We start from the raw sequence: 24,984 nt of genomic DNA, 5'->3' as shown, positions 1-24,984 counted from the left end.
TGGCGGCCTTCAGGCTGCTTCCAGCGCAGCCTTCACCGCAGCGATCGCATCGGCAGCCTTGGAGGCGTCCGGGCCACCGGCCTGGGCCATATCGGGACGGCCACCACCGCCCTGCCCGCCCAAGGCGGCCGAGGCCACGCGCACCAGATCGACGGCGCTGAAACGGCCGACAAGGTCATCGGTGACAGCGACCACGACGCTCGCCTTGTTGTCTTCGCCGGCGCCGACGAAGACCACCACGCCGGAGCCGAGCGATGTCTTGCCGGCATCGGCCAGCGGCTTCAAATCCTTCGGCGAGACGCCCGAAACCGCCTTGCCGAGGAAACCGACGCCAGCGACGGTCTCGTTCTCACTCGGCGCACCAGCTGCTGCACCGCCGCCCAGCGCCAGCTTCTTGCGCGCTTCGGTCAGTTCCTTTTCGAGCTTCTTGCGCTCGTCGAGCAGCGCTTCGACACGCGCCGGCACGTCGGCCGGCGAAATCTTCAGCGTCGCGGCGGTGGCCTTCAGCCGGCGATCCTGCTCATCGAGATATTTTCGCGCGGCTTCGCCGGTCAACGCCTCGATGCGGCGCACGCCGGCGGCGACGGCGCTGTCTGAGACGACACGCACCAGACCGATATCGCCGGTCGCCCTGACATGCGTGCCGCCGCAAAGCTCGACCGAATAGGGCCGGTTGGCCTTGGCGCCGTGCACGCCGGTGCCCATCGACACGACGCGCACCTCATCGCCGTATTTTTCGCCAAACAGCGCCATGGCGCCTTCGGCAATGGCGTCGTCGACCGACATCAGGCGCGTCGACACCGGACTGTTCTGGACGACGATCTCGTTGGCCATGCGCTCGACCTCTTCGAGATCCTCCGGCGAAATCGGCTTGTTGTGCGAGATGTCGAAGCGCAGCCGCTCGGGCGCGACCAGCGAGCCCTTCTGCGCGACGTGGGTCCCCAACACCTCGCGCAGCGCCTCGTGGATCAGATGCGTCGCAGAATGGTTGGCGCGCAGCCTGGAGCGGCGCGCATGATCGACCTTCAGCTCGACGGTCGCACCCGTCTTGACGCTGCCGCTGGCCACCTTGCCGAGATGCACGAACAGCCCATCGGCCTTCTTCTGCGTATCGGAGATCTCGATCGAGAACCCTTCGCCTGAGATGATGCCGGTGTCGCCCATCTGGCCACCAGACTCGGCATAAAACGGCGTCTGGTTGACGACCACGGCCACCGCCTCGCCCTTGCTGGCGCTGTCGATGGCCTTGCCGTCCCTGACAAGCGCCTGGATGAGGCCTTCCGCCTGTTCGGTCTCGTAGCCGAGGAACTCGGTGGCGCCCGCCTTCTCGCGCACCGAAAACCAGACCGTCTCGGTGGCCGCGTCACCGGAACCGGCCCAATGCTTGCGCGCCTCGGCCTTCTGCCGCTCCATCGCATCGGTGAAGCCGGCAAGATTGACCGAGATGTTGCGCTGGCGCAGCGCGTCCTGCGTCAGATCGAGCGGGAAGCCATAGGTGTCGTAGAGCTTGAACGCGGTTTCGCCGTCCAGCATGTCGCCGGCACCGAGCGTTTCCGTCGCCTCCGAGAGGAGGCCGAGGCCGCGCACCAGCGTCTTGCGGAACCTGGTTTCCTCGAGCTTCAGCGTCTCTGATATCAATTGTTCGCCACGCACCAGTTCCGGATAGGCCTGACCCATCTCGCGCACCAGCGCCGGCACCAGGCGCCACATTAGCGGATCATGGGCGCCGAGCAACTGCGCATGGCGCATGGCGCGGCGCATGATGCGGCGCAGAACGTAGCCACGGCCTTCGTTCGACGGCAGCACGCCGTCGGCCACCAGGAACGAGGACGAACGCAGATGATCGGCAATGACGCGGAAGGATGCGACCGTCTCCTTGTCTGGACCGCGCCCGATGGCGGACGACGCCGCATCGATCAGATGCTTGAACAGATCGGTTTCAAAGACGCTTTCCACCCCTTGCAGGATGGATGCCATGCGCTCCAGGCCCATGCCGGTATCGATCGACGGACGCGGCAGGTCGATGCGCTCCTGCTTCGTCACCTGCTCATACTGCATGAAGACGAGGTTCCAGAATTCGAGGAAGCGGTCGCCATCCTCTTCCGGGCTGCCGGGAGGGCCGCCCCAGATGTGCTCGCCGCGGTCGATGAAGATCTCCGAGCACGGCCCGCACGGTCCGGTGTCGCCCATCGCCCAGAAATTGTCCGAGGTCGCGATGCGAATGATGCGATCGTCGGAGAAGCCGGCGATCTTCTTCCAGAAGCCGGCCGCCTCATCGTCCGTGTGGTAGACGGTGACCAGCAGCTTGTCCTTGTCCAGCCCGAACTCCTTGGTGATCAGGTTCCAGGCAAGCTCGATGGCGCGCTCCTTGAAATAATCGCCAAAGGAGAAATTGCCGAGCATCTCGAAGAAGGTCAGATGGCGCGCGGTGTAGCCGACATTGTCGAGGTCGTTGTGCTTGCCACCGGCGCGAACGCTCTTCTGGGCGGTCGAGGCGCGCGAATAGGGCCGCTTCTCGAGACCGGTGAAGACATTCTTGAACTGCACCATGCCGGCATTGGTAAACATCAGCGTCGGATCGTTGCGCGGCACCAGCGGGCTCGACGCGACGATCTCGTGACCCTCCTTGCGGAAGTAGTCGAGAAATGTCGACCGGATCTCGTTCACGCCACTCATGAATGCTGCCTTTTCTAGGAGAGCCGCCGGTCGGCCCGGCGGAAAATAGATTTTTGCCCTTGGAGGACGGACTTGGCCTTTTAGCGGTCACACCGCAGCCTGTCCAGAAACACGGGATTGGTCCAAATCGCGGGCTTCGCGGGCCAGCCGAACCAGCCCTGCGGCGCCGCCCCAAACACAAAACCGCCGGCTCAAGGCCGGCGGTTTGAAACGCATCGATACGCAAACTCAATCGGGATACGCGAACTCAAGAAGAACTCGGGCAGTGATTGCCCGCATCCTACATGGCGCCGGATTCTTCCTCGAAGCCGTCGTCTTCGCCACGTTCAGGGCCGCCATTTTCGAGGAATTTCTCGGCGATCAGCCCGGCATTCTGCCGCAGCGCCAACTCGATCTCGCGTGCCGTGTCGGGATTGTCGCGCAGGAACAGTTTTGCATTCTCGCGGCCTTGGCCGAGACGCTGCGAATTGTAGGAGAACCAGGCGCCTGACTTTTCGACCACGCCGGCTTTGACGCCGAGATCGACCAGCTCACCGGTCTTGGACACGCCTTCGCCATACATGATGTCGAATTCGACCACCTTGAAGGGCGGTGCCAGCTTGTTCTTGACCACCTTGACGCGGGTCTGGTTGCCGACGACCTCGTCGCGGTCCTTGACCGAACCGATGCGGCGGATGTCGAGACGCACCGAAGCGTAGAATTTCAGCGCGTTGCCGCCGGTCGTGGTCTCGGGCGAACCGAACATGACGCCGATCTTCATGCGGATCTGGTTGATGAAGATGACCATGGTGTTGGAGCGCGAGATCGAGGCGGTCAGCTTGCGCAGCGCCTGGCTCATCAGGCGAGCCTGCAGGCCGGGCAGCGAATCGCCCATCTCGCCCTCGATTTCAGCGCGCGGCGTCAGCGCCGCCACCGAATCGACCACCAGCACGTCGATGGCGCCGGAGCGCACCAGCGTGTCGCAGATTTCCAGCGCCTGCTCGCCGGTGTCTGGCTGCGAGATCAGCAGATTTTCGAGATCGACGCCAAGCTTGCGGGCATAGACCGGATCAAGCGCGTGCTCGGCATCGACGAAGGCACAGATGCCGCCCTTCTTCTGGGCTTCGGCCACTGTGTGCAGGGCCAGCGTCGTCTTGCCCGAGCTTTCTGGCCCATAAATCTCGACGATGCGGCCGCGCGGCAGGCCGCCGACGCCAAGCGCGATGTCGAGGCCAAGCGAACCCGTCGGCACAGTTTCGATCTCGACGACCTGCTCGTTGGCGCCGAGCCGCATGATCGAGCCCTTGCCGAAGGCACGCTCGATTTGCGACAGCGCCGCATCCAGAGCCTTTGATTTGTCCACCGCTTTGTCCTCTACAAGCCGCAAAGAATTCTGAGCCATGATACATCACCCCTTGGTCGTCAATGAAGGCCGGACAATCCGTAATCCCTGCCCAGTTTGTACCTTTTTTGTTCTTGTTTGGCAAGAGGGGTCAAATAGCTGAAAATCAATCAATATCCGGATTTGTTCTTTTTTTGTCTCACAATTCGGTTTGGCGATGCATCCAGCATTAGTCGAGGCCGGTTCCTTGTTTCGCCCCGCCGAATCGCTGCCTTGATCGTGAAGCCCAGTCGCACAGCCTAGCGCTTGTCCGAGACGAATAACAAAGGTCATATCGCCTTCATGGTGAAATCCGCAAAGATACTGGCCGTTGGCGGCGCCCATATCGACCGGCGCGGGCAGGTTTCGGGCCCATATGTGCCGGCGGCGTCCAACCCCGGCACAATGCGCGAGGATGTCGGCGGCGGCGTCTTCAACGCGCTGCGCAGCATCGTGCGGCGCGGCGTCTCGGCCTCGCTGCTCTCGGTGCGTGGCGGCGATGCGGCTGCCGACACGGTGTCTTCGGCCATCGCCAAGGCCGGCATTGCCGATCTGTCGGCGGTGTTCCTCGACCGCACGACGCCGAGCTACACTGCGCTGCTTGACCGCGACGGCGAGTTGATCGTCGGCTTTGCCGACATGGCGCTGTATGATTTGGCGTTTCCCAAGCAGATCCGCCGCTCCAAGGTGCGCGAGGTGATCGGCTCGGCCGATGCGGTCCTGTGCGATGCAAACCTGCCGTCGACGGCACTGGAACGGCTGGTGGCGTTGGCTGATGGCAAGCCGGTGTTCGCCATCGCCATCTCGCCGGCCAAGGTGGTGCGGCTGATGCCGGTGCTCGGCGGGCTGGCGTTGCTGTTCATGAACCGGCGCGAGGCGATAGCGCTGGCCGGCGCAAGCGCCGACACTACAGAGCAAGATCTCGTCGATGGCCTGAAGCGCGCCGGCCTCAAAAGCGCCGTGGTGACGGCGGGCGATGGCCCGGTGCTGGGCTTCGACGAAGCTGGCCTGTTCTCAATCGCGCCCCCAGCCCCCAGAAAGATCGCTGATGTCACCGGCGCCGGCGATGCACTGGCTGGCACAACGGTCGCCGCGCTGCTGCGCGGCGCGCCATTACGGGAAGCGCTACGCGAAGGTGTAGCAGCGGCGACGCTTGCCATCGAATGTGCCGACGCAGTGCCTGCCTTCACAGCGGCCAGTTTTGCCGAAGCGCTGGCCCTTGTGCCGGATACACAGGAAATGGCATGACACCGGCGAATTCATGTTTCTGGAGCGCTGCTCCAGATCGGAGATGACAATGACCCCGGAAACCGCCCGCCCGTTCATCGACATCCATCCGCCGGTGGCGCAGGCGCTGGCCGCCGGGCGCCCGGTGGTGGCGCTGGAAAGCACCATCATCACCCACGGCATGCCCTACCCCGACAATGGCGCCATGGCGGCCAATGTCGAGAAGATCATTGCCGATGGCGGCGCGGTGCCGGCGACGATCGCCGTGGTTGCCGGCCGCATCAAGATCGGCCTCTCCGACGGCGAGCGAGAGTCGCTGGCGATGACCGGCGACGCCATGAAGCTGTCGCGTGCCGACCTCGGCTTCGCGGTCGCCGAAGGACGCACCGGTGGCACCACGGTCGCCGCCACCATGATCGCGGCGCATATGGTCGGCATCAAGGTGTTTGCCACCGGCGGCATTGGCGGCGTCCACAAGGGCGCCGAGAAAAGCTTTGATATTTCCGCCGATCTCGACGAACTGGCGCGCACGCCGGTCATCGTCGTCTCGGCCGGCGCCAAGGCGATCCTGGACATCGAAAAGACGCTGGAAGTGCTGGAGACGCGCGGCGTGCCGGTGGTCGGCCACGGCTGCGAGACGATGCCGGCCTTCTGGTCGCGCCATTCGCCTTTCCGCGCGCCGCTGACCTTGCATGGCGCGGACGAGATCGCGCATTTCTACAAGACTCGGGCTGCACTGGGCTTGAGCGGCGGCATGCTGATCGCCAATCCGGTGCCTGAAGATCATGAGATCCCGGCCGAAGAGATGGCCGGCTACATCGAGGCGGCGCAGAAGGCCGCCGAGGCGCTGAACGTGACGGGCAAGGCGGTGACGCCGTTCCTGCTGGGGAAAATCCTCGAACTCACCGGCGGCAGGAGCCTGAAGACGAATATCGCGCTGGTCGAAAACAATGCACGGCTGGCGGCAAGGATCGCGAAAGCCCTCTAGGCGATTACTTGCCGGCGCGCCGTCCGGCCTCATACGCCCGGCGCGCCCAGACCGCCATCTCGTCGGGATCGTCGAAAGCGCTGTCGGGAATGCTCCAGTAAGGCATCGACACAAGCTTGCCGTGCCTGGAGCCAGTATAGGTCCATTGCTGGCAGCCGGCGGCTTCGAAGTCGGGGGCGCTTTGTTCGTCGGCCTTCAATTTCAATTCGCCGCGCAGCACGATGGCGACGATGACGCCGTCGCAATAGACGCCCTTGCCGCCGAACAGTTTTCGGATGCTGACCGGGCCTAGGCTTTCGAAAAGTTCTTCTATGCGTTCATTGTCCATGCCGCGATCATGTCACCGGGATTTGGCCTTGTCATTGTCGCAACCGAAACCATGCTGACAGGTTGAGAACGAAATTCGTAGGAGTTCTTTCATGCCGCTTCTGCTCAAAGGGTCCTGCCGCTGCAACGCTGTGCGTTTCGAGGTCGAAAGCCACACACCGGCGCCCTTCATGCTGTGCTACTGCTCGATCTGCCGCAAACAACAGGGTGGCGGCGGCTTCGCCATCAATCTCGGCGCTGATTACGAGACGCTGAAGATTGAGGGCAAGCGCCATCTCGGTGTCTACCGGGCCGAGATCGAGGATGATGAGCATCCCACGTGCGAGATTTCGACCGGAGAGCGCAATTTCTGCAGGAAATGCGGCTCGGCGCTGTGGCTCTACGATCCGACCTGGCCGGATCTGGTCCACCCCTTCGCCTCGGCGATCGACAGCGAGCTACCGAAGCCGCCGGAAAAGGTCCATCTGATGCTGAAATACAAGGCGAGCTGGGTCGAGCCGGTGATCGGCAAGAAGGACAAGGCGTTCGACGCCTATCCCGAGGAATCGATCGCCGACTGGCACAAGCGGACGAAGATGTGGGTGAAGTAGCTTCTTCGCCCCGTTCACGGGGAGAAGATGCCGGCAGGCAGATGAGGGCGGCGCTAACTCTGGAGAGGCTGGCGCTGCCCCTCATCCGGCCCTTCGGGCCACCTTCTCCCCGTAAACGGGGCGAAGGGGAAGATCAGGCCGACTCGCGCGCTTCGGCCAAGGCCTTCAGATCGGCCGGCTTCAGTTCGACGGATTCGCCGCAGCCGCAGGCCGAGCTCTGGTTGGGGTTGTGGAAGGTGAAGCCGGTGCGCAGCGTCGTCTGCTCGAAATCCATCTCGGTGCCAAACAGGAACAGTGCCGCCTCAGGCGCGACATAGACATGGGCGCCGTCGCGCTCGATATGGTCGTCCTTGGTGTTGGGCTCGGTCACCAGATCGACCGTGTATTCCATGCCGGCGCAGCCGCCCTTTTTGATGCCGAGGCGAATGCCATGCGCGTTGTCGCGGGTGGCGACGATCTCGCGAACCCGGTCAGCGGCCTTTTCGGTCATCGTGATGACGGCGAAGCGTCCCATTCTTTTTCCTCTTCCATTCCATGCAGGTTCAAGGCCTGCCGAATGATTCCTCACCTAAAATGGTGAAGTTTTACCACCGGCGCAAGTGCGCCAGCCTTGGTCTGCCTAGTACCAGCCCACCGCGACCTGCGCCTCTTCCGACATGCGGTCGGGCGACCAGGGCGGGTCGAAAGTCATGTTGACTTCGACGCCGGACACGCCTTCGACGGCACCGACGGCGTTCTCTACCCAGCCCGGCATTTCGCCGGCCACCGGGCAGCCGGGCGCGGTCAGCGTCATGTCGATCTTGACGGCGCGGTTGTCTTCGATGTCGATCTTGTAGATCAGGCCGAGCTCGTAGATGTCGGCCGGGATTTCCGGGTCGTAGACCGTCTTCAGCGCCGAGACGATGTCGTCGGTCAGCCGCGCCAGCTCGTCGGCGGGAATGGCCGAGGCGGAAACCAGCGCGTTAACAGCCGTTTCCGGCACGGTCTCGGTGGTGTGGCTAGCGTCATCCATGATCGTCACCCGAAGAACTTGCGCGCTTTTTCGAGCGCTTCGGCCAAAGCGTCGACTTCGGCCCTGGTATTATACATGCCGAACGATGCCCTGCATGTGGAGGTTACGCCAAAGCGTTTCAACAGCGGCTGGGCGCAATGGGTGCCGGCGCGGACTGCAACACCCTGCCGATCGATCACCATCGACACGTCATGGGCATGAATGCCCTGCAGTTCGAAGGAGATGATGGCACCCTTGCCCGGCGCATCGCCAAAGATGCGCAGCGAGTTGATGGCGCGCAGCCGCTCGTGCGCATAGCTCTTGAGGTCTTCCTCGTGGGCGGCGATGCGCTCGCGGCCAGTCTTTTCCATGTACTCGAGCGCCGCACCCAGTCCGATCGCCTGGACGATCGGCGGTGTGCCGGCCTCGAAACGATGCGGCGGGTCGTTGTAGGTGACGATGTCTTCCGTCACCTCCTCGATCATCTCGCCGCCGCCCATGAAGGGGCGCATGCCGGCGAGAATGTCCTTCTTGCCGTAAAGCACGCCGATGCCCGAGGGACCGTAGACCTTGTGGCCGGTGAAGACGAAGAAGTCGCAGTCGAGATCCTGCACGTCGATCGGCATATGGACGGCGCTCTGGCTGCCGTCGACGAGTACGGGAATTCCACGCGAATGCGCGATGCGGACGATCTCCTTGATCGGCGTCACCGTGCCCAGCGCATTCGACATCTGGGTGATGGCGACCAGCTTGGTGCGTGATGTCAGGCGCTTCTCGAAGTCCTCGATGTGGAAGGCGCCGAGATCGTCGACCGGCACCCAGACCAGTTTCGCGCCCTGCCGTTCGCGGATGAAATGCCACGGCACGATGTTGGAATGGTGCTCCATGATCGACAGCACGATCTCGTCGCCGGCGCCGATGTTGGGCATGCCGTAGCCATAGGCAACCGTGTTGATGGCCGCCGTCGTGTTCGAGGTGAAGACGATGTTGTCGGTGCTGGGCGCGTTGAGGAAACGGCGCACCGTCTCACGTGCCTTCTCATAGGCGTCGGTCGCGGCGTTGGAGAGGAAATGCAGGCCGCGATGGACGTTGGCGTATTCCTGCGAATAGGCGTGTTGGATCGTATCCAGCACCACCTGCGGCTTCTGCGCCGAGGCGCCGTTGTCGAGATAGACCAGCGGCTTGCCGTAGACTTCCCGCGACAGGATCGGGAAATCGCGGCGGATCGCCTCGACGTCGTAAGGGATGTTTTCGACTTTCTGGTCCATTTCGAAGTCCTTGTCGGCCAAAGCCGCGATCCTTCCAACACCCCGCTCGACGCTGCGCGCCGATCCACCTTCTCCCACAAGGGGAGAATGTAAGGCGCTACCCGTGCGCCAAGAACCAGTCGCCGAGCCTTGCTTCCAGCGCGTCGACAATGGCCTCGTCCTTCAGTTCCTCGATCACCTCGGCGACGAACGCCTTGACCAACAGGCCGCGGGCCGACTTCTCGTCGACGCCGCGCGCCATCAGGTAGAACAGATGGTTGTGGTCGATCTCGGTGACGGTCGCGCCATGGCCGCAGACGACATCGTCGGCGAAGATTTCGAGCTCCGGCTTGGTCGAGAACTCGCCGTCATCCGACAGCAGCAGCGTGTTGCAGGCCATCTTGGCGTTGGTCTTCTGCGCATATTGGTGGACGTTGATGCGGCCCTGGAAAACGCCGCGCGCCTTGCCAGTCACCACATTGCGGATCACTTCCGTCGAGGTGGTGTGCGGTACCGCATGGTCGAGCACCATGGTCACGTCCGTATGCGTGTCGCCGGCGAGAAGGTTGATGCCACGCAAGGTGAAGTCAGCGCCTTCGCCGGTCGTCCTGACCACGATCTCCTGGCGCACAAGCTTGCCGCCGGCATTCATGAAGAACACCGTCAGCTTCGAATTCTTGCCGAGATGCGCCTTGAACTGGGCCAGATGCGTGGCCGTTTCCGGCTGCTCCTGGACGATCAGCCAGGTGACGTCAGCGCCCTCGCCAAGCACCAGTTGGCTGACCGAGCTGACCAATGCCGCGCCGTCGCCGGTCTGGCGCTCGACGATGCTTGCCTTGGCGCCGGCGCCGACGCGGACGGCCAGCCGCACATGGGTCTGGCCGCCGGCCTGCAGGTTTTGCAATTCGATCGGCTTTTCAAGCTGGGCGCCGTCGGCAATGTCGACAAAATAGCCATCGGCGACAAAGGCGGTGTTCAGCGCACCGATGGCGTCGTCGCTGCCATAGGGATCGAGCCCCGGCGCGATACTGCCGTCGGTCAGTTTTTCCGACAGGCGCTCCACGGTGACGCCGTCGATGACAGGCAGCTTCGTGCTCGACACGCCATTGAGGATCGCCAACACGGCGGAACCGTCGACGATCGGCGCAATGGCCTTGGTCTTGGCCGCGGGATCGAAATCCGGCACCGAAGTCAACAGGCGGCGCAAATCCGTGTAGTGCCAGGATTCGATGCGCCGCGTCGGCAGGCCGCTTTTGATCGCCTCGATGGCGTCGTCACGCTTCAGCATCACCGCGCCGTCGCCGGGCAGCAGCGACAGCCGCTCGCCAAAAGCGTCGATCAGCGCCGTTTCGGCCTGTGTTCGCTGGGGTTGTGTATGCATGTTCATCAGTTTTGCCTTGCCTTGTGGCATCTCACGCGGCTTCGCCGATCACACCGGCGTAGCCATTGGCTTCGAGGTCGAGCGCCAGCGATTTGTCGCCCGACTTGATGACCTGCCCCTTGTAGAGCACGTGCACGCTGTCCGGCACGATGTGTTCGAGCAGGCGTTGGTAATGGGTGATGACGACGATGGCGCGATCTGGCGAGCGCAGCGCATTGACGCCGTCGGAGACGATCTTCAGCGCGTCGATGTCGAGGCCGGAATCGGTCTCGTCGAGCACGCAGAGTTTTGGCTCCAGCAGCTTCATCTGCAGGATCTCGGCGCGCTTCTTCTCGCCGCCGGAGAAGCCGACATTGAGCGGCCGCTTCAGCATCGCCATGTCCATGTTGAGCGAAGCCGCCGCTTCCTTCACGCGCGTGATGAATTCCGGGATCTTCAGCGGATCTTCGCCGCGCGCCTTGCGCTGCTCGTTCATCGCCACCTTCAAGAATTCCATCGTCGCCACGCCCGGTATCTCCATCGGATACTGGAAGGCGAGGAAGATGCCTGCGGTGGCGCGCTCGGCCGGATCCATTTCGAGGATCGAATGGCCATTGTAGAGGATGTCGCCTTCGGTGACCTCATAGTCCTCGCGACCGGCGAGGATGTAGGACAGCGTCGATTTGCCCGAGCCGTTCGGGCCCATGATGGCAGCGACCTCGCCGGCTTTCACCGTCAGGTTCAGGCCGCGAATGATTTCCGTGCCGTCATCGACGATGCGGGCATGCAGGTTCTTGATCTCAAGCATTCTTCTTTATTCCTCTTGCCGACGCGGCAACTTCGTTCATTCGTTCAATTAGTTCGGGCGTCGCCCACGTGCTGCGACAGTCACATTCCAACGGTCCGCCGCACGAAGGGCCAGACAAAGGCCGCGACCAGGCCGGTGACCGCGCCGCCTGCGAGGCGACCGGGCAGCGAGCCGAATGACGGTGCCAGCGCCGAGAGCGCTCCGCAAATGATGGCGTAGAAAGCCATTTGCAACGTATCCATCACTTCACCCCCTCAAGCCGGTGTTCAGAGAATCTGCTCTGCGTTCACCCGACACTGCCTTCCAGTGAAATGCCGATCAGCTTCTGCGCCTCGACTGCGAACTCCATCGGCAGCTGCTGGATGACATCCTTGACGAAGCCGTTGACGATCAGCGCGATCGCCTCTTCCTCGGGAATGCCGCGCTGCATGACGTAGAATTTCTGGTCCTCGGAAATCTTCGACGTCGTCGCCTCGTGTTCGAACTGCGCCGTCGAGTTCTTGGCTTCCATATAGGGCACGGTGTGGGCGCCGCACTGGTCGCCGATCAGCAGACTGTCGCAATTGGTGAAGTTGCGGGCGTTGGTCGCCTTGCGGTGGGCCGAGACCTGGCCGCGATAGGTGTTCTGCGAGAAGCCGGCGGCGATGCCCTTGGAGATGATGCGGCTCGACGTGTTCTTGCCGAGATGGATCATCTTGGTGCCGCTGTCGACCTGCTGGTAGCCGTTCGACACGGCGATGGAATAGAACTCGCCGGAGGAATCGTCACCACGCAGGATGCAGCTCGGGTATTTCCAGGTGATAGCCGAGCCGGTTTCGACCTGCGTCCACGAGATCTTCGAACGGTCGCCACGGCAGTCGCCGCGCTTGGTGACGAAATTGTAAATGCCACCCTTGCCCTCGGCGTCGCCGGGGTACCAGTTCTGCACCGTCGAATACTTGATCTCGGCATCGTCGAGCGCCACCAGTTCGACGACCGCGGCGTGAAGTTGGTTCTCGTCGCGCTGCGGCGCCGTGCAACCTTCGAGATAGGAGACGTAAGCCCCTTCCTCGGCGATGATCAGCGTGCGCTCGAACTGGCCGGTGTTCTTCTCGTTCATGCGGAAATAGGTCGACAGCTCCATCGGGCAGCGCACGCCCTTGGGCACGAAGACGAAGGAGCCGTCGGTGAACACGGCGGAATTCAGCGTGGCGTAGTAATTGTCGGAGGTCGGCACGACCGATCCGAGATACTTTTTCACCAGTTCCGGGTGCTCGCGGATGGCTTCCGAGATCGAGCAGAAGATGACGCCGGCCTGCGCCAGTTCCTTCTTAAAGGTGGTGACGACGGAGACGGAATCGAACACCGCGTCGACGGCGACGCGGCCCGACTTGTAGACATTGTCGCTGGCCTCTTCGAATTCCGAGACGTCGGTCTTCTGCACGCCGGCGAGGATTTCCTGCTCCCTGAGCGGAATGCCGAGCTTCTCATAGACCTTCAGCAGTTCGGGATCGACGTCGCTGAGCGAGGTCGGGCCAGGCGTGCTCTTGGGCGCCGCGTAGAAGTAGATGTCCTGGAAATCGATCTTGGGATAGTGAACGCGCGCCCAGGTCGGCTCATCCAGCGTCAGCCAGCGGCGATAGGCTTCCAGGCGCCATTCCAGCATCCAGGACGGCTCGTCCTTTTTGGCCGAAATGAAACGGATGATGTCTTCGCTAAGGCCCTTGGGGGCCTTGTCCATCGCGATTTCGGTCTGGAATCCGTATTTATACTGGTCGACGTCGATCTTTCGAACCCGATCGATCGTGTCCTGCACAGCAGGCATAAGCGTTCTCCATCCACGCCGGGGTCAAGGCCCGACAGTTTTCAAACTATGGCACCGGCAACGAGCCCCATCGGGCTCAAAGGCGGCGTAAGTTCCATATAGTGCGTTTCGACCGGAAATTCACCCGGCCACCCTGAAACGCACGGCTCTACCAGGCCAAAAGGCCCGAATTCGTTTTGCCACGCTCAGGCGGCTTCTTCCCTGCTCGCCCGACGCGCGGCGATCGCTGCCAGCGCGGTGCGAAACATCTCGATGTCGTCGGCGCTGGTTGCGTGGCCGATGGACACGCGCAAAGCGCCGAGGCTGTCACTGTAGCCCATGGCCTTCAGGACATGGCTGGGACCAACCTTGCCCGACGAACAGGCGGATCCCGCCGATAGCGCCACGCCGGCCAGATCGAAGGCGATCTGCGCTGTTTCAGCCTTGATGCCCGCAATAGCGAAGAATGTCGTATTGGCAAGCCTTGGCGCGCCGGTTCCGAAGATTTCCGCATCCGGTACCAACATTTTCAGGATGGCCTCGACCTCATCGCGCCGGCGACCGACCGCATCGATGCTCTGCAGTCCGGCGAGAGCTTCACGCGCAGCAGCGCCAAAACCGACGATGCCGGCGAGGTTTTCGGTGCCGCCCCGATGGCCCTTTTCCTGGCCGCCGCCATTGATCAGCGGCTTTGGCATCATCAGATCCGCGGCGGCGACTATGGCGCCGACACCCTTGGGGCCACCGATCTTGTGCGAAGACAAAATCAAATAATCGGCGTAACCCGCTGACATATCGAGCGGAATACGGCCCCCCGCCTGTACCGCGTCGACGATCAGGATGCCGCCCGCCGCCTTGACGATCTTCGCGATCGCCTCGACCGGCTGGATGACGCCGGTCTCGTTGTTGGCGGCATGGATGGCCACCAAAGGCAGGCCGTCGGCCTTGTCGTGCCCGGCTAATGCCGCCGCCAAGGCGCCGAGATCAGCGATGCCGTTGGCGTCGACGGCGATCCGCGTCACAAATGTTGCCGGGAAACGGCCGCCATTCAGCAGGCAAGGATGGTCGGCCGCGCAGACATAGAGATGACTCATGCGGATAACGCCGCGCCCCATCTGCCAATCCGGCGTCAGCAGCGTCGAGGCGGCTTCCGTCGCGCCGGAGGTGAACACGACATGCTCGGGTTTGGCGTTGACCAATGCGGCCACGTCGCGCCTGGCATTTTCGATCAGGCGGCGCGCCGCGCGGCCCTCGGCGTGGACCGATGACGGGTTGGCGGCAACATCGAGCGCCGCGACCATAGCCTCGCGTGCCGCGGCAAGCAGCGGCGCACTGGCATTGTAGTCGAGATAGGCGCGTGTTGCGGCCATTTTCGTTCAATCGGTCCCGTCAAAAGCCATTCAGCGAGGATAGCGCGTTATTTCCTTGAAATTGCAAGGCAAGCCGTCCTATTTACGCGGCTTGCGGCGCGGGCGGCCGAGCCACTACGTTTTGGCCACCCAGTTTTGAACAATTCTAAACTAGCTTCTAAGAAGACGCTCGCCCTGCGTCAAGGCCAGAGGAAAGAGTTGTTCCGGGCGCCGCGCATTCATATGCCAAGTGGAGTATTTTATGCCTGAGGTCATTTTCACCGGTCCGGCCGGTCGCCTGGAGGGTCGCTACCAGCCTTCCAAGGAAAAGAGCGCGCCGATTGCCATCGTGTTGCATCCGCATCCGCAGTTCGGCGGCACGATGAACAACAAGATCGTCTACGACCTCTTCTATATGTTCCAGAAGCGGGATTTCACCACGCTTCGCTTCAATTTCCGCGGCATCGGCCGCAGCCAGGGCGAGTTCGACCATGGCACCGGCGAGCTGTCGGATGCCGCCGCCGCGCTCGACTGGGTGCAGTCGCTGCATCCGGATTCCAAGAGCTGCTGGGTTGCCGGCTATTCGTTCGGCTCGTGGATCGGCATGCAGCTTTTGATGCGCCGGCCGGAGATCGAAGGCTTCATCTCGATCGCGCCGCAGCCCAACACCTATGACTTTTCGTTCCTGGCGCCCTGCCCGTCATCCGGCCTCATCATTCATGGCGATGCCGACAAGGTGGCGCCGCCGAAGGACGTTCAGGGCCTGGTCGACAAGCTGCACACGCAAAAGGGCATCACCATCACCCAGAAGACCTTGCCCGGCGCCAACCATTTCTTCTCCAATGATGCGGACCTTTTGCTCGAAGAATGTGCGGATTATCTCGACCGGCGGCTCGCCGGCGAACTGTCCGATCCGCGGCCGAAGCGTTTGAGATAGAAGGTTCAACGGACGGCGATGTACCAACCTCCTCATTTCGTGGAAACGCGGCCGGAAGTCCTGCGCGGGCTGATCCGGGCGCATCCGCTGGGGCTGTTGATTTCCAACGGGGCCGAGGGGCCGGTCGCCAACGCCATCCCGTTCCTGCTTGACGCCGACGTGCCACCGAACGGGCGGTTGCGCGCGCATCTGGCCAAGGCCAATCCGCAATGGCGCCTGCTGGCCGAGAATCCGGCATCGCCGGTGCTGGTCGTGTTCCAGGGCAGCGATGCCTATGTGACGCCGTCCTGGTACGAGACCAAGCGCGAGACCGGCAAGGTGGTGCCGACCTGGAATTATGCCATCGTCCAGGTGCGCGGCACCGTCAAGGTGATCGACGACCAAGTCTGGCTGGCGCAGCAGATTGCCGAGCTGACGGCGTCGCAGGAAGGTGCGCGCGAAGCGCCCTGGGCGGTGACCGACGCGCCGGCCCCCTTCATCCAGTCGCAGATCAAGGGCATCATCGGGCTGGAAATCGAGATCAGCGAAATACACGGCAAGTGGAAAGTCAGCCAGAATCGGCCGGTCGCCGACCGCGTCGGCGTCGCCGAGGGGCTCGAAAGCGAAGACCCCCATTCGCCCGATATGGCGCATCTGGTGAGGTCCTACGGCGGACTGGACGGCAATTAGCTTCTAGCTGCTGGCCCGCTTCGCCTGGCCGAACCATGCCAGCCGAAACGTTTGCTTGCGGGCCGGCAAGCCCGAGCGCATCACGCAAAAAACGAAGCCAAGGCGGGCAAAGACCAGCGCCGAGGCAATCGCGAAGGCGCAGCCGAGGCCGAAGCCTGCGACTGTATCGCTTGGGTAATGCGCGCCAACGAAGACCCTGGTCGACGCGATGCACGCGGTGATTGCCAGTGCGATGTACCAGCGTTTCGGAAACAGCAGCAGAGCGATCCCGAACACGGCGCCCATGGTGGTGGCGTGGCCGGACGGGAAGCCGGCGAAACGCGCATCAAAAGCGAAGGGATGCAGCGACAACACCCCGAAATCGTTGAAATACATCGGCCGGGCCCGGCCGATCGCATATTTCAGCACATTGACGGTCAGGCCGGACAGGCCGACGGCGCTCAGCACCAGAAAGGCCAGGCAGGTCCAGTTGTAGGCAAGCATCAGCGATTGCCGGGAAAGGCTTCGCCAATCGGTCAGGTTGGCGGCGACAAGCAAGAGCGCTGAGGGAATGAGGTACCAGCCGCCGAGCCCGAACTGGGTGAAGAAATCGGCGACCTGGACGAAACCGGACGACCACCGGTCTCGCAGCATGCCTGCAGGCGTATCGAGGCGAACAAAGGCCGCAGCCGTCAAAAAGACCCAGACCAGGAGCCAGACCGACCAGAGTATGTTCGGATAGGAGGCCGGACGCGCGGCAAAACGCCTTTTCACGATCTGCAAGGTATCGCGAAAATTGCCGAGTGATCGACCGGGCACCGCAAGCAGTGCGGCGGACACGGAAGAGCGCGATTTCACCAGCATCGGGAATTCGACCCTGCAGCCGTCATTGGACCACACGATAGAGGCCGAGCGACAGTTTGTCTCCCGACGAATAGTTGAGGCCGTCGATTCGGGCGACGCGGTTCGCCGATCTGCCTTGCCCCGCCAGCAATCCATTCAGCTTCTGCTCGTCTCCGATCGGCGCCAGTGCCAGGGCGCAGGCAGGGTCGGCAAGCAGATGTTTGGCGACGCCATCGACGTCAGTCAGCAGTGTCTTCGTGCCCACCAGGAACACCAGGCTCGGCTCGTGATATTCCGCCGAGGCGAGTACAGTCGTGTCGCAGGGACGGTTGGCGCGAACTGCGGCCTCGATCGCGGGGCTCAGCCAGATCGGTTTCAGCGAAGGCGCGATGACACCGAACAACAGCCCATAGGTGATGCCAGCGCAAGCCGCCGTCACACCGATGCGGCTGAGCGGCACCTGCAATTGCCACGAAAAGGCGAAGTAGCCGGCGGCGAGCGCCGCCGCGGCAGCCGGAATGCTCCACCATGAGAAGGTGTGTGTGAGATAGATCGGCGCGCCGACGCAGACCGCCGCTAAACCGAGGCTGACCACGGCAAGGCCGAAGGCAGTGGACCACCACAGCCAATTCTGCCAGCGTTTGAGCGGGGCGTTCGCGTCCTGCGGCTGCAATGTCAGAAGCCAGCCGATCAGCAGCGCCATGCCGGGATAGGCGGGCATGACATAGTGCGGCAGCTTTGTCGGGATCAGTTCGAACACCAGCCAGAACGGGATATACCAGGCGAGGCAGAAGCGCAGGCGCGGGTCGTCGCGCAGGCGATTGAGTGCCTGCAGCCCGGCGCCGACTGCGACCAGCCCGAAGGGCCACATGAACAGCGAATAGGTCAGCATATAGAAGCCGGGCGGCAGGCCATGCGATTCCTCGCCCGACGCGACCTTGCCGATCATGTCCTTGCCGACCGCCTGCTGCAGGAAAGCGCCATGGCTTTTCCAGGTGATGAGCGCGATCCAGGGCAGCACGATCAATGCCGCCAGCGCCAAGCCGCGCGCCGCTTTCAGCCTTGAAAGCCAGCGCCAATCGCGCTCGAAGGCGACAAGTGTGACGATGGTCAGCGCCGACAACAGCGGCGCGATCGGCCCCTTGATCAGGATCGCCGCACCCTGGGCGATCCAGAAAATCCACGGCAGATGGCCGCCGACAGGCTCGTTGCGGCGCGAGCCCGTGTAAATCTGCGCCAGCGCGCCTTGCGCCAGAACGCAGCAGGCCAGCAGCATGGCATCGGTCTTGGCGTCACGGCCCTCGAAAGCCGTCGCGAAGATCGCGGCCATCATCAGCCCGGCGGCGATGCCGGCATTGGCCCCGAAGAGATTGGCGCCGGTCCAGGCGATGCCGACAACGGCGATGGCAATGCCGAGCGCCGAGACCAGACGGTACACCCAGATCGGTGCTGCCGCCCCCTCGCCGCTCAGAGCCACGGCCGCCGATTGCAGCCAGTAGATGCCGATCGGCTTCTGGTAGCGCGAGGCGTCCTGGAAGCGGATATCGACATAGTCGCCGGTCTCGACCATCTGCTTGGTGGCCTGAACGAAACGCGGCTCATCGCGATCGATCGGCGGCATCGACGCCAGCCCAGAAACCGACATCACCAGGCTGAACAGGAAGAGAAGGATATAATTCCTGTTCAACGCCATATCTCAGCCTCTCCGGTCATTCGCGATGCATGTCGCCCAAAAGTGTGCAGCGGTTTTGGGATAAACGACATGCAAAAAAGAGTTACGTGACAGGCTGCTCAATCGACCTTGGTCATCGCCGCTGCCTTGCGCTCATTGGCGATCAGCCAGAGATTGCGGATGTAGATCAGCATGCCCATGGCCTGGCCGGCGATGAACACCGGATCCTGGCGCACGATGGCGTAGATCAGCAGCAGGCCGCCGCCGAACAGCGAAAAGAACCAGAAGGCGACCGGCACGACGCTGCGCTTGGCCTTTTCCGAAGCGAGCCACTGCACGACGAAGCGCATGGTGAAGAAGAACTGGGCGACGAAGCCGAGCAGAATCCAGGCATCGAACTGTTTGATGAAAACCTGGTGGAGCCAGGTCGCCAGTTCCTGAAGCACGTTAGCCATGCCTGATTTCCTCTGTTTTTGGCATTCTGCGGCGCCGGCGGCGCAGCCACCAGACACCGCCGAGGTCGAGTGCACCTTGCAGACCGCGATCGAAAATTCCGTAGTTCGACTTGCCGTGGCGCCGCGAGCGGTCGACGACGTCGCAGTGAACGACGCGATACCCCTCCTGGATGACCAGCGCCGGAACAAAGCGGTGCGTGCCGTCGAAGAACGGCAATTTCCTGAGAATGTCGGTGTGGATGGCCTTCAGGCCGCAGCCGGTGTCGCGGGTCTCGTCGTGCAGGATCGCGCCGCGCAGCCAGTTGGCGAAACGCGACGCCAGTTGCTTGATCTTGCTGTCGCGGCGCTTCAGCCGCTGGCCTTGCGCGGCACCGAAATCAGGGCCTGCCTGCCGCAAGGCATCGACCAGCACTGGAATGTACTTTGGATCGTTCTGGCCATCGCCATCGATGGTGGCGACAATGGCGCCGCGCGCCGCCCAAGCGCCCGAACGCACGGAAAGGCTCTGGCCGGCGGATTTCTGATGACGCAATTCCCGCAGGGGAAATGGACGTTTCGCCGCCTCGGCGGCAAGCACCGAAGCGGTATCGTCGGTCGAACCGTCGTTGACGATGATGATTTCGAAGTCGCGCCCGGTCATGGCGGCTTCGATCTCGTCGATCAGCAGCGGCAGGTTCGCCGCTTCGTTGCGGCAAGGAATGACGATGGATATCAATGCGTCCGGCATATGTCGCGTCGGGCTCTGTCACAGGATATGGCATTTGAGGGATGCCGTGCGGTGCCGTTCCAGCGGATCGAAGGCTGCAAGAACCCGTTGGCGCGGCGCCTCATTACGCCAGCCGAAACGATGAAGCAAGCTCGCGCGGCAGCGCAGCCTATGCCACTAGCGTCGGCACAAACCGGAAACCACTTTTGCTAAACGCGCGCGGATGCTAAACGCCCGCGTTCATATCAAGCTTGGCCGTTCAAGCCGGGCGCTTTCAGGAAGAAAAAATGTCCGCCTTCAAATCCGATTTCCTGCGCACGATGAGCGAGCGCGGTTTCATCCACCAGACGTCGGATGATGCCGGCCTCGACCAGCTTTTCGCCAAGGAAACGGTGAGCGCCTATATCGGCTTCGACGCGACCGCCAAAAGCCTGCATGCGGGATCGCTGATCCAGATCATGATGCTGCACTGGTTGCAGCAGACCGGCCACCGGCCGATCGCCCTCATGGGCGGCGGCACCTCGATGATCGGCGATCCGTCCTTCAAGGACGAGGCGCGCAAGCTTTTGACGCCCGAGGATATCGAGGACAACCTGGCCGGCATCCGCCGCAATTTCATGCCTTACCTCAAATTCGGCAGCGGCGCGGGCGATGCCGTCATGATCAACAATGCCGACTGGCTGATGGAGATCAACTACGTCAATTTCCTGCGCGACGTCGGCCGTCACTTTTCCGTCAACCGCATGCTCGCCTTCGATTCGGTCAAGCTCAGGCTCGACCGGGAACAATCGCTGTCGTTCCTCGAATTCAACTACATGATCCTGCAGGCCTACGACTTCGTCGAACTCTACAAGCGTCTGGGCTGCCGGCTGCAGATGGGCGGCTCCGACCAATGGGGCAACATCGTCAACGGCATCGATCTTGGCCATCGCATGGAAAACGCACAGCTTTACGCGCTGACCACGCCGCTGCTGACCACCTCGTCGGGCGCCAAGATGGGCAAGTCGGCGTCAGGCGCAGTCTGGCTCGATGCCGAAATGCTGAGCCCCTACGAATTCTGGCAGTACTGGCGCAACACTGAGGACGCCGATGTCGGCCGCTTCCTGAAGCTCTACACGACGCTGCCTTTGGACGAGGTCGCGCGCCTGGCAGCCTTGGGCGGTTCCGAGATCAACGACGCCAAGAAGGTGCTCGCCACCGAGATCACCGCCATGCTGCACGGTCGGGAGGCGGCGGAGCAGGCCAGCGAAACCGCGCGCAAGACTTTCGAGGAAGGCGTGACCGCGGAAACGCTGCCGACCGTCGAGGTGGGCAAGACCGAGCTGGAGGCCGGCATCGGCATCCTGTCGCTGTTCGTCACCGCAGGGCTCGCCGGCTCCAACGGCGAGGCACGGCGGCACATACAGGGCGGCGCGGTGCGCCTGAACGACCAGCCCGTGTCGGATGATCGCCGCATGGTGACGCTTCAGGATCTGAGTCCGGAAAACGTCGTAAAGCTATCGCTCGGCAAGAAAAAACACGTTCTGGTGCGGCCTGTTTAACCCGGGCCGGACAGGCCCCTGTTTTCTTGTTTGACCATGATCTTGTCCAAAAACCGGTTTCCACTTTTAGGGATCATGGTCTAGCGATACTCGAAGATCGACCTGAAGATCCCGGGCGCGATCACCGACAGCGGGTTGATGTCCAGCACCGGCTTGTTGGCGTTGCCTTTGAGCCGGTAGGTGACGCCGATCAGGCCGCGGTCGCGGCCATTGCCGAGCAGTGCGCCGACCAGCGGCAATTCGCCAAAGATGCGGTTGAGGCCATAGGCCGGCATGAACGTGCCGGTCATGTCCATATTGTTGTCCTGGTCGTAGAGCGTGCCCTGGAACGTCGTGCCGATGCGCGGACCACGAACCACGCCATTGGCGAGCTTCAAATAGCCGGCGCCCTTTTCGATCTCGGAAAAGCCGCGCTCGAACTTCACCCGCGAGGTGTCGAGCTTGCCCTTGACCGCTTCGTTGAGGCTGCGGCTGTCGCCGGCCGGCGTGGTCGATACGATCGAGGCGAGCTTCGGTTCGTCGACGATGAAGAAGTCGCTGCTGTCGACCTGACCCTTCATCGGCCCGTCGCCAACGCCGGCCAGTGCCAGCGTGATCGATCCGCCTTCCATGTGTTCGTAGATGTTGAGGAAGCGCAGGATGGCGCCGGCGTCGGCCGATTTCATGGCGAGCGAGCGCATGCCGTCGCCGGTGGTGTTGCTGATGGTTATGGCTGCACCCGAACTGGCGACAGCGCTCACCTTGAGCCCGTTCACTCTTGAGCCGGCGGCGCTGTAGTCGAGCTTCAGGTTCGACAGGACCTCGTCGTGGAACCCGGTCAGGGAATCGACATCGGCGCTGACGGAAATCGCGTTGGAGCCGGTGGTCTTGGTGGCGGTGTCGACGTCGGAGGTGAACTGCTTGATCAGTGAACGGGCGTCGAGCGCGCTGCCGCTGACATCGACCGCATAGCCCTTGCCGGATCGCTTGACCGACACAGCAATGTCGTCGCCGCGGTTCAAGGTCACCTTGCTGAAGCGGCCGGTCGACAGGGCGCCGTTGACCAGCACCACGCTGCCGTCGATGGAGAAGGTCTTTCCGTCGAGGTTGAAATCGGACAGCGTCGTAGTGTCTCCGGACTTCGCCATGACGAAGGAGACGTTGGCGGGAATGCCCGGCCCCTTGCTCCAGCCCGCCCAAGGGATGTCCAGCCTGGCATCGGTCAGGTCGGCCGAGACGTTCTGGTTGCCGTCGCCGCTCTTGTCGATCGCCACCTTTATGGTTCCGGAAAGCAGCGGCGACAGGCCAGGCATGGCTGCATCGCGTATCTTGTCGTCGAGCACCAGCGCGACCTTGCGGCTGCGCGGCGGTCCGCCGTCCCTGAGCGGCTCGACCAGATCGAGTTCAGCCGGAATGCCGTTCAGCAACGCCTTGGCGGAAATCACCGCCTGATCGGGTCCAACGCTGATCGAACCGTCGGCGCCGGTCACCGTCTGGTCTTCAAACGGCTTGGCCAGCGCCAGGTCCTTGTAATCCAGCGTCACCAGCCAATCGAGTTTCGAGGTGTCGACGCCGGACTGCAGCGGAATATCCGCTTTGACGTGCCCGGTCATCGTGCCGGAGAGGTCTTCCGGCAGCAGGCCGACATGGCGCATGGCGTTGATCGGCTCATAGGAGGCGAGCTCTGCGATTGCCGGCGCCTCGCCGGCGACATCGATATCGAGCGCACCGATCACCGGCGGATGGTTCGCCGCCTTGACCGTCAGCGTGCCGTTGCTTGCCGCGACGGTGCGGCCGCTCGGCATATAGACGCTGCCGGAAGTCAGGGAAATATCGACGTCGTTGCCGTGGAAGCTGACAACGCCCACGGCATCGCGAATCGGCGGGATGCGGCCAGCGGTGTCGAAGCGCGAGCCGTCGATCTGGAAACGGCCGAAGACCTCGTCGGCCGAAAGCGGCACGCCGTTACCAAGACGCCCCGGCACGACCTGGAACTGCAGATTGGCATCGACGACGCGGCCGCCAAACAGGTTCTGCAGCACCCACAGGCGGGCATTCCTGGCGGAAAACCAGGGCCACAACTGCTTGACATGCGAGACCGGCATGTCGTGAACGTTGAAGGCAACCGATATGCCCGGCGCCTTTCCGTCGACGAACGCGACCGAAGCGGTGCCGAGTGCCTCGCCGGTCGGCCCGGATCTGATGCCGATCTGCTCGGCGACCAGTTTGTGGCTGTTGGTCTGGTAGACACCGGCGATACGGGCGAAGAAGTTGAGTGCCGGCTCGGGCGATTCCGATGGCGCCAGCGTCGACCCATCGCTGGTCAGGTCGTAGCGATAGGAGGGCTCCTCGCCCGCCGCACCGCTTGCCGGTTTCGGCCCGATCGAACCGGCGAAATCAAAACTGGAGCGGCCGGTCTTCAACAACAGTCTGTCGACCTCGATCTTGTTGGAGCCGGCGGCAAGCGTGGCATCGACATCGACATCGGCCGGCAGCAGCCCCCGCGTGCCGAGATCGAGTACCGAGCCGGTGAGCGACAGCGCCGCAGTCAGCCGCGAATCGGTCTCGCCGGATCCTTCCGACCCTGTCAGCTTCAGCGCAATGGCGCCCAGCTTGCCAGCCGCCGCTGCCGGGTCGCCGTCGGCTACTTTCGCGATGGCGTCGAGCGCGGTAACGCGCCGCGTCGTCGTATCGCGGCTGGCCGAGGCGGTGATGGCCAGTGCCCGGCCATCGACGTCGGCATCGGCCGAAAATGCCATGCTGCTCGCCCCCGACTGCAGCACGCTGGCGGTGTTGATCCTGACCAGTTTGACCGTGCCGGCTTCGGGCAGCTCAAATTCGACATTGCGCAGATCGATCCGCTGCATCGAATCCTCGCGCACGGCATCGAGCCCATGGTTGACGCCAGCGAAGACCGCTGCGGTGAGTTTTTCCGGATCGATGAGGCCGTCCTGATTGCGCAGCCCGGCCGTCCAGTCGCCGCCTGCCGGCATCGCCGCGGTGACGATATGAGCGTCGGAAATCCTGGCGCTGGTCAGCCGTACTTCGCCGGAAAGCAAAGGGATAAGCCGGATGCCGAAGCGGACGCGCCCGGCATCTGCCATCGGCTTGCCGTCGGCCGTCTTCAAGCTGACGTCGCTCACCTGCAGCGCAATGAAGCTCGATCCGTCGAGCGTGAGGCGGGCCGGACCGACCTTAACGTTGACATCGACACCGGCCAGTTTCTCGATGGCGGTTTCGGCTTCCGCCCGCAACCGCTCGGTGCCGAAGCCGGAGGCGCCGATCACGTACACGGCGACAGCGGCCAACAGCACGAGCGCTGAAAGCCCGGCGACCAGTCGCGCAAGCATGCGGAAGCGGCGACCGATGCGCGCCTGACCGAGCGGCGGCACATTGCACGCAGACGGAAACTTGCCCAGGTCGGTGATCTCATCACGCCTGAACTTGATCTTCTCGTGCTGCGGTTCTTCCTGATCCACGCAATTTTCCGTTGTAAG

At 62.9% G+C, this 24,984-nt stretch carries 22 protein-coding genes; 6 read left to right on the top strand and 16 right to left on the bottom strand.

The window, feature by feature from the left end:
- Positions 1-9: 9 nt before the first annotated feature.
- A complete protein-coding gene (gene alaS, locus AC1D0N_RS08230; protein WP_477242927.1) occupies positions 10-2,676 on the bottom strand; it encodes an alanine--tRNA ligase in 2,667 nt (888 codons plus the stop codon).
- A 280-nt stretch (positions 2,677-2,956) separates the two neighbouring features.
- Positions 2,957-4,057 carry a recombinase RecA gene (gene recA, locus AC1D0N_RS08225; RefSeq protein WP_112561417.1) on the bottom strand — a complete coding sequence of 367 codons (1,101 nt, stop codon included), beginning with the start codon at positions 4,055-4,057 and terminating at the stop codon, positions 2,957-2,959.
- Between the two features lie 282 nt (positions 4,058-4,339).
- On the opposite strand from recA, the gene AC1D0N_RS08220 reads away from it, so the two are divergent.
- Complete coding sequence (locus AC1D0N_RS08220) at positions 4,340-5,284, top strand: carbohydrate kinase family protein (protein WP_477242926.1); 945 nt, start codon at positions 4,340-4,342, stop codon at positions 5,282-5,284.
- Between the two features lie 49 nt (positions 5,285-5,333).
- On the top strand, positions 5,334-6,251 hold the full coding sequence (locus AC1D0N_RS08215; RefSeq protein WP_477242925.1) for a pseudouridine-5'-phosphate glycosidase: 918 nt from the start codon (positions 5,334-5,336) through the stop codon (positions 6,249-6,251).
- 4 nt (positions 6,252-6,255) lie between these two features.
- On the opposite strand, the gene AC1D0N_RS08210 is transcribed toward AC1D0N_RS08215, so the two are convergent.
- The gene (locus tag AC1D0N_RS08210) at positions 6,256-6,579 is read right to left on the bottom strand and encodes a TfoX/Sxy family protein (protein ID WP_477242924.1); all 324 of its coding nucleotides are present in this window, start codon (positions 6,577-6,579) and stop codon (positions 6,256-6,258) included.
- Between the two features lie 91 nt (positions 6,580-6,670).
- Here AC1D0N_RS08210 and AC1D0N_RS08205 point away from each other — a divergent pair, with 91 nt between their 5' ends.
- Positions 6,671-7,168, top strand: a complete 498-nt coding sequence (locus AC1D0N_RS08205; protein ID WP_477242923.1) for a GFA family protein — start codon at positions 6,671-6,673, stop codon at positions 7,166-7,168.
- 133 nt (positions 7,169-7,301) lie between these two features.
- Here the strand turns inward: AC1D0N_RS08205 and sufA are convergent, their stop codons facing one another.
- The 8 genes from sufA to AC1D0N_RS08165 form a co-directional block, all read right to left on the bottom strand.
- Positions 7,302-7,682 (bottom strand): Fe-S cluster assembly scaffold SufA, encoded by a 381-nt coding sequence (sufA, locus tag AC1D0N_RS08200; protein ID WP_477242922.1) that lies wholly within the window; start codon positions 7,680-7,682, stop codon positions 7,302-7,304.
- Positions 7,683-7,787: 105 nt separating this feature from the next.
- Complete coding sequence (locus AC1D0N_RS08195) at positions 7,788-8,180, bottom strand: SUF system Fe-S cluster assembly protein (protein WP_477242921.1); 393 nt, start codon at positions 8,178-8,180, stop codon at positions 7,788-7,790.
- A gap of 5 nt (positions 8,181-8,185) precedes the next feature.
- Positions 8,186-9,427 carry a cysteine desulfurase gene (locus AC1D0N_RS08190; protein WP_477242920.1) on the bottom strand — a complete coding sequence of 414 codons (1,242 nt, stop codon included), beginning with the start codon at positions 9,425-9,427 and terminating at the stop codon, positions 8,186-8,188.
- A 97-nt stretch (positions 9,428-9,524) separates the two neighbouring features.
- Positions 9,525-10,793: a Fe-S cluster assembly protein SufD gene (sufD, locus tag AC1D0N_RS08185; protein WP_477242919.1), complete on the bottom strand. Its 1,269-nt coding sequence runs from the start codon at positions 10,791-10,793 to the stop codon at positions 9,525-9,527.
- Positions 10,794-10,818: 25 nt separating this feature from the next.
- Positions 10,819-11,574: a Fe-S cluster assembly ATPase SufC gene (gene sufC, locus AC1D0N_RS08180; protein WP_477242918.1), complete on the bottom strand. Its 756-nt coding sequence runs from the start codon at positions 11,572-11,574 to the stop codon at positions 10,819-10,821.
- 80 nt (positions 11,575-11,654) lie between these two features.
- A complete protein-coding gene (locus AC1D0N_RS08175; RefSeq protein ID WP_477242917.1) occupies positions 11,655-11,816 on the bottom strand; it encodes a hypothetical protein in 162 nt (53 codons plus the stop codon).
- A 44-nt stretch (positions 11,817-11,860) separates the two neighbouring features.
- Positions 11,861-13,378: a Fe-S cluster assembly protein SufB gene (gene sufB, locus AC1D0N_RS08170; protein ID WP_258593086.1), complete on the bottom strand. Its 1,518-nt coding sequence runs from the start codon at positions 13,376-13,378 to the stop codon at positions 11,861-11,863.
- A 185-nt stretch (positions 13,379-13,563) separates the two neighbouring features.
- Positions 13,564-14,727: a cysteine desulfurase family protein gene (locus AC1D0N_RS08165; RefSeq protein ID WP_477242916.1), complete on the bottom strand. Its 1,164-nt coding sequence runs from the start codon at positions 14,725-14,727 to the stop codon at positions 13,564-13,566.
- Between the two features lie 241 nt (positions 14,728-14,968).
- Between AC1D0N_RS08165 and AC1D0N_RS08160 the strand changes: the two genes are divergently transcribed.
- Together AC1D0N_RS08160 and AC1D0N_RS08155 are read left to right on the top strand one after the other, a co-directional pair.
- A complete protein-coding gene (locus AC1D0N_RS08160; RefSeq protein ID WP_013532163.1) occupies positions 14,969-15,643 on the top strand; it encodes an alpha/beta hydrolase in 675 nt (224 codons plus the stop codon).
- Between the two features lie 18 nt (positions 15,644-15,661).
- The gene (locus tag AC1D0N_RS08155; RefSeq protein ID WP_477242915.1) at positions 15,662-16,312 is read left to right on the top strand and encodes an FMN-binding negative transcriptional regulator; all 651 of its coding nucleotides are present in this window, start codon (positions 15,662-15,664) and stop codon (positions 16,310-16,312) included.
- Positions 16,313-16,315: 3 nt separating this feature from the next.
- On the opposite strand, the gene AC1D0N_RS08150 is transcribed toward AC1D0N_RS08155, so the two are convergent.
- The 4 genes from AC1D0N_RS08150 to AC1D0N_RS08135 all read right to left on the bottom strand — a co-directional run bounded on the left by AC1D0N_RS08150 (position 16,316) and on the right by AC1D0N_RS08135 (position 19,988).
- The gene (locus AC1D0N_RS08150) at positions 16,316-17,155 is read right to left on the bottom strand and encodes a phosphatase PAP2 family protein (RefSeq protein ID WP_477242914.1); all 840 of its coding nucleotides are present in this window, start codon (positions 17,153-17,155) and stop codon (positions 16,316-16,318) included.
- A gap of 22 nt (positions 17,156-17,177) precedes the next feature.
- Complete coding sequence (locus AC1D0N_RS08145; RefSeq protein ID WP_477242913.1) at positions 17,178-18,827, bottom strand: ArnT family glycosyltransferase; 1,650 nt, start codon at positions 18,825-18,827, stop codon at positions 17,178-17,180.
- A 98-nt stretch (positions 18,828-18,925) separates the two neighbouring features.
- Complete coding sequence (locus AC1D0N_RS08140; protein ID WP_477242912.1) at positions 18,926-19,261, bottom strand: lipid-A-disaccharide synthase N-terminal domain-containing protein; 336 nt, start codon at positions 19,259-19,261, stop codon at positions 18,926-18,928.
- The gene (locus tag AC1D0N_RS08135; protein ID WP_477242911.1) at positions 19,254-19,988 is read right to left on the bottom strand and encodes a glycosyltransferase family 2 protein; all 735 of its coding nucleotides are present in this window, start codon (positions 19,986-19,988) and stop codon (positions 19,254-19,256) included. Before AC1D0N_RS08135 ends, AC1D0N_RS08140 begins: the two co-directional genes overlap by 8 nt.
- A 266-nt stretch (positions 19,989-20,254) precedes the next feature.
- Here AC1D0N_RS08135 and tyrS point away from each other — a divergent pair, with 266 nt between their 5' ends.
- Entirely contained in the window at positions 20,255-21,508 is a 1,254-nt protein-coding gene (gene tyrS, locus AC1D0N_RS08130; RefSeq protein ID WP_477242910.1) for a tyrosine--tRNA ligase, read from the top strand.
- Positions 21,509-21,588: 80 nt separating this feature from the next.
- Here tyrS and AC1D0N_RS08125 read toward each other — a convergent pair whose 3' ends face one another.
- Positions 21,589-24,966, bottom strand: a complete 3,378-nt coding sequence (locus AC1D0N_RS08125) for a hypothetical protein (RefSeq protein ID WP_477242909.1) — start codon at positions 24,964-24,966, stop codon at positions 21,589-21,591.
- Positions 24,967-24,984 lie beyond the last annotated feature (18 nt).

Source organism: Mesorhizobium sp. P2_E10 (genome assembly GCF_056404235.1).
The sequence above is the reverse complement of the archived record's forward strand: the minus strand, read 5'-3'. Positions and strand labels throughout refer to the sequence as shown.